This is a genomic window from Aeromicrobium sp. Leaf272 (assembly GCF_001422865.1).
Classification (GTDB): domain Bacteria; phylum Actinomycetota; class Actinomycetes; order Propionibacteriales; family Nocardioidaceae; genus Aeromicrobium.
In genome coordinates this window covers 338,826-343,646 of the sequence record NZ_LMMY01000009.1, presented here as the reverse complement: position 1 = coordinate 343,646, position 4,821 = coordinate 338,826, and the positions used below count along the sequence as shown (strand labels likewise).

Annotated in this window: 5 protein-coding genes; 4 read left to right on the top strand and 1 reads right to left on the bottom strand. The window is 71.5% G+C overall.

Going from position 1 to position 4,821, the window contains the following annotated elements:
- From ASF38_RS03250 to ASF38_RS03240, 3 genes are all read left to right on the top strand, one after another.
- The coding region (locus tag ASF38_RS03250) for an amidohydrolase family protein (protein WP_235497367.1) at window positions 1-1,088 on the top strand (1,088 nt) is incomplete at its 5' end.
- Entirely contained in the window at window positions 1,085-1,462 is a 378-nt protein-coding gene (locus tag ASF38_RS03245; RefSeq protein ID WP_082480317.1) for a metal-sulfur cluster assembly factor, read from the top strand. The genes ASF38_RS03250 and ASF38_RS03245, both read left to right, overlap by 4 nt.
- 69 nt (window positions 1,463-1,531) lie before the next feature.
- A complete protein-coding gene (locus ASF38_RS03240) occupies window positions 1,532-2,281 on the top strand; it encodes a dienelactone hydrolase family protein (RefSeq protein ID WP_056573588.1) in 750 nt (249 codons plus the stop codon).
- A gap of 17 nt (window positions 2,282-2,298) precedes the next feature.
- On the opposite strand, the gene ASF38_RS03235 is transcribed toward ASF38_RS03240, so the two are convergent.
- Complete coding sequence (locus ASF38_RS03235; RefSeq protein WP_056573585.1) at window positions 2,299-3,513, bottom strand: acetyl-CoA C-acyltransferase; 1,215 nt, start codon at window positions 3,511-3,513, stop codon at window positions 2,299-2,301.
- Window positions 3,514-3,647: 134 nt separating this feature from the next.
- On the opposite strand from ASF38_RS03235, the gene ASF38_RS03230 reads away from it, so the two are divergent.
- On the top strand, window positions 3,648-4,821 hold a 1,174-nt coding region (locus ASF38_RS03230; protein ID WP_200914384.1), incomplete at its 3' end, for an AMP-binding protein.

The following is a 4,821-nucleotide window of genomic DNA, read 5'->3' as shown; positions in this document are numbered from 1 at the left end:
CCCCGCCCGACGTGACCCCGCCCGGGGACCGGCCCTTCGTGGCCGACGCGGTCTGCCACCCCTACAACTTCGCGCCGGAGAACCAGCGCGGCTCCTACGGCAAAGCGTTCACCGACGTCATGTGGAGCTCGCACCCCATCATCAACCCGCCCGAGCACCAGCTGACCCGTGAGCAGTGGGAGCGCGACTGGGACATCGAGCAGTTCGTCGACACGATGTTCCTGGAGAGCGCCACGGACCTGGCCTGCGTGCACTCCCTGCCGATCTACGACGCGTACGTCGACGGCCTCTCCGCGATCGACAAGGGCGCAGAGCTGAAGCGGCGGTACCCGGAGCGGGTGCTCTGGTACGCGACAGCCGACCTGTTCCGGGGCGAGGAGGCGCTCGAGTCGATCGAGCACCAGGTCCGTGACCTCGGCGCCGACGGCATCAAGCTCTACCCGGCGCAGTACCTGCGTGGCCGGACGCGGTACTGGGAGATGTCGGACGACACTTTCGCCTATCCGGTCTTCGAGCTCGCCCAGGAGCTCGGGGTCAAGAACATCGCGGTGCACAAGGCGCTGCCCCTCGGGCCGGTCTCCACCGACGCGATGCGGGTCGACGACATCGGTCGCGCCGCCGCGCGGTTCCCGGACATCAACTTCCAGATCGTCCATGCCGGGTTCATGTTCATCGACGAGACGCGCATGCTGTTGATGAACCACCCGAACGTCTACGTGACGCTCGAGGCCTCGTTCGTCAGCGTGCTGCTCGATCCGGCGGCGTTCGGGCGGATCCTCGGCGCGTTCTTGTCAGAGGGCGGCCCGGACCGGATCCTCTACTCCTCGGCCGCGACCAACCCCCACCCGCGGTACCTGCTCGACGCGTTCGACCGGTTCGAGCTGCCGGACGACGTCCCGCACACCCTCGATCGTCGGACACGCGACCTGATTCTCGGGGGCAACCTCGCGCGGCTGCACGGCATCGACCCGGTCGAGCGACGCGCGAGCACCGCGGGGGACCGGTTTGCCACCGCTGTGGCCCGGGACGGGTACCGCGACCCCTGGAGCATCGTGCGCGCCGCCGACGCCGCCGAGGTCCCGGCATGAGTGCGGCAGGGAGCCGGCTCCCGGCGACCAGCGGGACCGCGGCAGACGCGGTTGCCGTCGCCCTGCGTGACGTGCCCGACCCCTGCATGGTGGCTGCCGGTGCCCCGACCTCGATCGTCGACCTGGGCCTGGTCGACGCCGTGGACGTCGTGGACGGCTGCGCACGCGTCGTCGTCACCCTGACCGAACCCGGCTGCCCGTTCACCCACCACATCATCGAAGAGGTCACCGAGGCGGCTCTGGCCATCGATGGTGTCTCGTCCGTCGAGGTGTCGCCCCGGTGGGCGCCGCTGTGGACCGAGGCGCGCGCGACGGCGGAGGGTCGCCGCACGCTCGATCTCGCCCGGGCCAGGATCGGGGGGCCGCGACCGTGACGCGGTGTCCTGAGGACGGCGCACTCGTCGGGTCTCGGTGCACGCACGGCGGCTGGCTAGGCTCGCAGCATGGCTGAGGCGCAGATCGAAGGTCCCGACGGTCCCATCGAGGCGTGGGTGGCCACGCCTGCCGTGGGGGAGGGGCCGTGGCCGGGAGTGCTCCTCGTGGTCGATGCGATCGGGCTGCGACCCCAGATCCATGTCATGGCCGACCGGTTCGCGTCGTGGGGCTACACGGTGCTCGCGCCGAACGTCTTCCACCACTTCGGCACGGCTGCGGAGACGTCGCCCGAGGGGGACCTGCGCGAGCCCGGGGCTCGCGAGGCGTTCTTCGAGCAGGCCATGCCGCGCGTCCACGCCCTCACGCCCGAGCTCTCACGGCCCGACACCGCCCTCTTCCTCGACGTGCTGCAGGCGCGCGACGACGTGGCCGACGGTCCGGTCGGGGTCGTCGGGTACTGCATGGGCGCCCGGATCGCCCTGCGTGCCGCAGGTGACCACCCCGGCCGCGTCTCCGTCGCCGCAGGCTTCCACGGCGGTGGGCTCGTCGACGACACCGAGGAGAGCCCGCACCTCTCCTTGCGCACCGCGCATGCGACGGTGCTGCTGCGCCATGCCGACGACGACCCGTCGATGCCCTCCGAGCACCAGGAGTCGATCGCCGAGCTCGCTGCCGCATCCGGCGTCGTGCTCGACCAGGCCGTCTACCCTGGAGCGCCGCACGGCTTCACCATGGCCGACACGTCGATGTATGACGCGGTCGCGGCGCAGCGTCACGAGGACGAGCTCCGAGAGCACCTCGCCTCCGTCCTCGGCTGACCGTCGAGAGCGTCTCGTCAGCCGCCGACCTCGAAGAGGCCGGCTGCGCCCATCCCGCCGCCGACGCACATCGACACGACGACGTAGCGCGCACCGAGCCGACGGCCGGCGAGGAGCGCGTGGCCCACGCCGCGGGCACCCGTCATGCCGTAGGGGTGGCCGAGGGCGATCGCGCCACCGTCGACGTTCATCCGGGCGGGATCGATGCCGAGGACGTCCCGGCAGTGGACGGCCTGCGAGGCGAAGGCCTCGTTGAGCTCCCACACCCCGATGTCCTCCACGGCGAGGCCGTGCTGCTCGAGCAGCCGGGGGATCGCCGTCACCGGACCGACGCCCATCTCGTCCGGCTCGCAGCCGGTCACCGCGATGCCGACGTAGTAGCCGAGCGGAGCGATGCCGCGGGCCTCGGCGAGCTCGGCGTCCATCAGCACGTTGGCCGAGGCGCCGTCGCTCAGCTGCGAGGCGTTGCCGGCCGTCACGGTCGGGTGGGCCGTGACCTCGCCCGGCTCGAGCACGGTGCGCAGGCCGGCCAGGCCCTCGGCGGTCGTGCCGGCGCGCACGCCCTCGTCCGCGGAGACCGTCTGCTCGACCTCGCTCGTCTCTCCCGAGGTCTTGTCGAGCACGAGCGTCCGCACGGTGATGGGAGCGATCTCGTCGTCGAAGTGACCGGCCGCCTGCGCAGCCGCCGCGCGCTGCACCGACTGCAGCCCCATCTCGTCCTGGCGCTCACGACTCACGCCGTACCGCGCCGCCACGTTCTCGGCGGTGTGCAGCATCGGCATGTACAGGCCCGGCACGTGCTCACGCAGCCACGGGTCGCCGGCGCGGTGGGTGTTCATGTGCTCGTTCTGGACCAGGGAGATCGACTCGACCCCGCCGCCGACGGCGACCCGCTGGCCGTCGACGAGGATCTGCTTGGCGGCGATGGCCACGGCCATGAGACCGGACGAGCACTGCCGGTCGACGGTCGATCCCGGCACCGTCACGGGCAGCCCGGCGCGCAGGGCCGCCTGACGCGCGACGTTGAAGCCGGACGAGCCCTCGGGGAGGGCGCAGCCGAGGATCACGTCCTCGATCTCAGCGGGTGAGACGCCGGACCGCTCCACCGCGTGCGAGATCGCGTGGCCCGCCAGCTCGGCGGCCGGGGTGTTGTTGAAGGCGCCGCGGTACGCCTTCCCGATGGGGGTGCGGGCGGTCGAGACGATCGCGGCACGAGGGGCTGGACGGCTCACGGGAGCGCTCCTGGGTCGGTGGGGAGAGATTTTTCCGCAACCTACTTGAACCTGAACCCGGATTCAACTAGCGTCCGTCGCGTGAGTCAGGTCACACCGATCCCGACCGAGGAAAGTGGCAGCGCATGGTGAACGTGGCAGCAGACGTCTGGTCCATCGCGGATCGCGACCCCGAGCGGGTCGCCCTCCGTTCCCCGAGGGGAGGGCTCACGTACGGCGAGCTCAAGGAGGCCAGCGCCCGGTTCGCGGGCGCCGTCGTGGCGGCCGGGCTGCGACCGCTCGACCGCGTGGTGCTGATCGCCCCGAGCATCGTCGAGTTCCCCGTCGCCTACCTGGGACTGCACGCCGCGGGCATCAGCGTCATCACCATGAACACGATGGCGACGGGCCCGGAGATCGGCTACGTCCTCGACGACTCCGAGGCGTCGCTCGTCATCGCCTGGCACGAGTGCCAGGACGCCGCGTCCGCCGCCGCCTCCGAGCGCGGCATCGCGTTCTGGCGCCTCGACGAGGGCGCTCGTCTCGACGCCGAGCCGGTGCCCCAGGCGCACGAGCACGCGCCGGACGACACGGCGATCATCCTCTACACGTCGGGCACCACCGGCCGCCCCAAGGGCGTCGAGCTCACGGCGACGAACCTCGTCGACACCACCGCGTCGTTCATGCCCGTGCTCAACCTGACGCCCGACGACCGCTTCGGCACCGGCCTCCCGCTCTTCCACGTCTACGGCCAGGCCGTCGTGATGAACACGGTGCTGGTGCAGGGGGCGTCGCTCTCGCTGCTCGCGCCCTTCGAGCCGACGCAGATGCTGCAGATGGTGCGCCGCGACCGCCTCACCGTGCTCGCTGGCGTGCCGACGATGTGGAACGCGATGCTGCACGCCGCCACCGACGAGTTCGGCCCGTCCGACTTCGAGCAGCTGCGACTCGCGACCTCGGGCGGCGCCTCGCTGCCCGCCGAGGTCATGCGCGCGTTCTTCGACCGGTTCGGCTGCACGATCCTCGAGGGCTACGGGCTCACCGAGTCCACGGGTGCCGCGACCTTCAACGACATCAACCGCCCCCAGAAGGCCGGGACGGTGGGACCCGCGCTGCCGGGGACCTCCATCGAGGTCCGCGCCGTCGACGGCGGCGTGCTCGAGGCCGGGGAGGTCGGCGAGGTCTTCCTGAAGGGGCCGACGATCATGAAGGGCTACCGGAACCGCCCCGACGCGACCGCCGCCGACCTGCGGGACGGCTGGCTCAAGACCGGTGACCTCGGGTCGCTCGACGACGACGGCTACCTCAGCATCGTCGACCGGGCGAAGG

Bases quoted from the DNA above. Each gene is read 5' to 3' on its own strand.
- ASF38_RS03245 (WP_082480317.1), top strand. From the start codon at position 1,085: ATGAGTGCGGCAGGGAGCCGGCTCCCGGCGACCAGCGGGACCGCGGCA.
- ASF38_RS03240 (WP_056573588.1), top strand. From the start codon at position 1,532: ATGGCTGAGGCGCAGATCGAAGGTCCCGACGGTCCCATCGAGGCGTGG.